At 67.3% G+C, this 2,295-nt stretch carries 4 protein-coding genes; 2 read left to right on the forward strand and 2 right to left on the reverse strand.

Going from position 1 to position 2,295, the window contains the following annotated elements; genetic code table 11:
- Nucleotides 1–532: NAD(+) diphosphatase (nudC, locus tag DYI24_RS25190; protein ID WP_164574260.1), on the forward strand; the 532-nt coding region annotated here is incomplete at its 5' end.
- Nucleotides 529–1,467 carry a sugar kinase gene (locus DYI24_RS25195; RefSeq protein WP_107342810.1) on the forward strand — a complete coding sequence of 313 codons (939 nt, stop codon included), beginning with the start codon at nt 529–531 and terminating at the stop codon, nt 1,465–1,467. The genes nudC and DYI24_RS25195, both read left to right, overlap by 4 nt.
- Nucleotides 1,468–1,589: 122 nt before the next feature.
- On the opposite strand, the gene DYI24_RS25200 is transcribed toward DYI24_RS25195, so the two are convergent.
- Nucleotides 1,590–2,027: a cupin domain-containing protein gene (locus DYI24_RS25200; RefSeq protein ID WP_164574261.1), complete on the reverse strand. Its 438-nt coding sequence runs from the start codon at nt 2,025–2,027 to the stop codon at nt 1,590–1,592.
- Nucleotides 2,024–2,295, reverse strand: a 272-nt coding sequence (locus DYI24_RS25205; RefSeq protein WP_283810898.1) for a hydroxyacylglutathione hydrolase C-terminal domain-containing protein, incomplete at its 5' end; no start/stop codon positions are given. The genes DYI24_RS25200 and DYI24_RS25205, both read right to left, overlap by 4 nt.

The following is a 2,295-nucleotide window of genomic DNA, read 5'->3' on the forward strand; positions in this document are numbered from 1 at the left end:
GGTGACCTGGACTCAGCGCCACGGCTATTGCGCCAATTGCGGCACTCGTACCGCGATGGCGCAGGGCGGTTGGAAGCGCGACTGCCCGTCCTGCAAGGCCGAGCACTTTCCGCGCACCGATCCGGTGGTGATCATGCTGGTGACGCATGGCGACCGCTGCCTGCTTGGCCGGCAGAAGCAATTTCCGGCCGGGATGTATTCGTGCCTCGCCGGCTTCGTCGAGGCGGCCGAGACCATCGAAGACGCGGTGCGCCGCGAGATCGTCGAGGAGTCCGGCATCCTGTGCACCGACGTGCGTTACTACATGACGCAGCCGTGGCCGTATCCGTCGTCGCTGATGATCGCCTGCACGGCAACCGCCACCACCGACGACATCACCGTCGATCGGACGGAACTTGAAGACGCGCGGTGGTTTTCCCGTGACGAGGCGGCGCAGATGCTGAAGCGCGAACATCCGGACGGACTGTTCGGGCCGCACCCGTTCGCGATCGCGCACCATCTGCTCGGCCGCTGGCTGGAGGGACAATCATGAGCGAGACTGCCAAACGCGCGCCGCGCGTGCTGTGCATCGGCATTCCGGTGCGTGACCTCACGTTCCGAATCGAGGCGGTGCCCGGCCGTGGAAACAAGGTGCCGGCCAGTTCGTTCGGCGAGATCTGCGGCGGCAATGCGCTCAATGCCGCGATCGGGATCGGGCGACTCGGCGGCCGGGCGGAAATGTGCGGCCCGATGGGCCACGCGGACGAAGCCGCGGCCCGCTTCATCTTCGACAAGCTGGCCGAGGAAGGCATCGGCTCCAGCGGTCTCATTCACATGCCGGGGCTGGTAACGCCGATCTCGGCGGTGCTGGTCGATCCGACCGGCGAACGGACCATCGTGACGTTCCGTGACCCCGGCCTGTGGAAGGTCGCGCTGCCCGACGCCGACACCCTGCTGAAGGATTGCGACGCGATCCTCACCGAAAGCCGCTGCTCCAGCTTCGTCACGCCGCTGTGCGCGGAGGCTACCCGGCGCGGCATTCCGGTGGTCGTCGACGTCGACAACGCGATGTCGATGAACGACGGGCTGCTGACCGCCGCCTCTCATCTGATCTGCTCGGCAGAAGCGCTGCACGGCACCGCGGGCATCGACGACGATGCCGAAGCACTGAAGAAGCTGGCGACGCTGACTCATGCCTTCGTGGCGGTGACCCGCGGTCCGAAGGGCACGCTGTGGCTCGACGACAAGCACGAGTTTCGCGAGACGCCGGCGTTCCCCGTGCATTCGGTCGACACCCTCGGCGCCGGCGATATTTTCCACGGCGGCTTCACCGTGGCATTCGGCGAGGGCCAGGACATCGCTCACGCACTGCGGTTTGCCTCCGCGGCCGCGGCATTGAAATGCACCCGTCCGGGGGGCGCGTTCGCGTGCCCGAGCCGCGCGGAGGTCGACGAACTGTTGGCGAAATCGCCGGTCGGCGCGCTGTAAGTCATTCAGACCCAAATGATGGGAGCGGCCTGCGCCTTCACCCATCATTCTGTTCGGCCGCTATTGCGGTGGGTTGCGCGTGGCGCGCGAGCCTGTCGTTCAGCCTATCCTCGCGATGGACTTCATCGCGCCGGCTCCCAACCGGGCGGCGCGAGTTCGAAGCCGGCGAAGTCGAAGCCCGGCGCCACAGTGCAGCCGACCAGCGTCCATTCACCGGTCGACGTTGCCGCCTGCCAAGCCTGCGGCGGCACGATGAGTTGCGGCAGATGCCCGGCGCCGAGATCGGGGCCGAGCGTGGTGGCGCTACGGCCGTCGTCATCGGCGACCTCCAGCATCAGGGCCGCGCCCGCGTAGTAGTGCCAGACTTCGACCGCGTCGATCCGGTGCCAGTGGGAGCGCTCGCCTGCGCACAGCAGGAAGTGGATCGCGGTCGAGTAGCTGCGGCCGCTCGGGTCGCAGCGAGGATCGCGGAACGTTTCGCGATAATGGCCGCCTTCCGGGTGCGGTTGCAGACCGAGCCGCGCGATCACTTCGGCGGCGCTGAGAGTCACCGCGCTCACCCGTTGTTCTTGCGCTCGCGGATCTCGCCGAACACGTCGGCGGCGGGCGCGCCGGGCAGGCCCACTGCGGCTGCAATCGACGGCACATCGGCCCGCAGGAACACGTTGGCTTGCTTCTCCTCGCCGAGCGTCACCGGAATTGTCGGCTTGCCTTCGGCTCGCAGTGCTTCGACCTGCTTGGCACGGGCCTGCAGCGCCGCATTGTCGGGCTCGATGCCGAGCGCGAATTTGACGTTGGAGGCGGTGTATTCGTGGCCGCAATACAGCT

Origin of the sequence: Rhodopseudomonas sp. BR0C11 (assembly GCF_010820945.1) — a bacterium.
Taxonomy (GTDB): Bacteria; Pseudomonadota; Alphaproteobacteria; order Rhizobiales; family Xanthobacteraceae; genus Rhodopseudomonas; species Rhodopseudomonas palustris_H.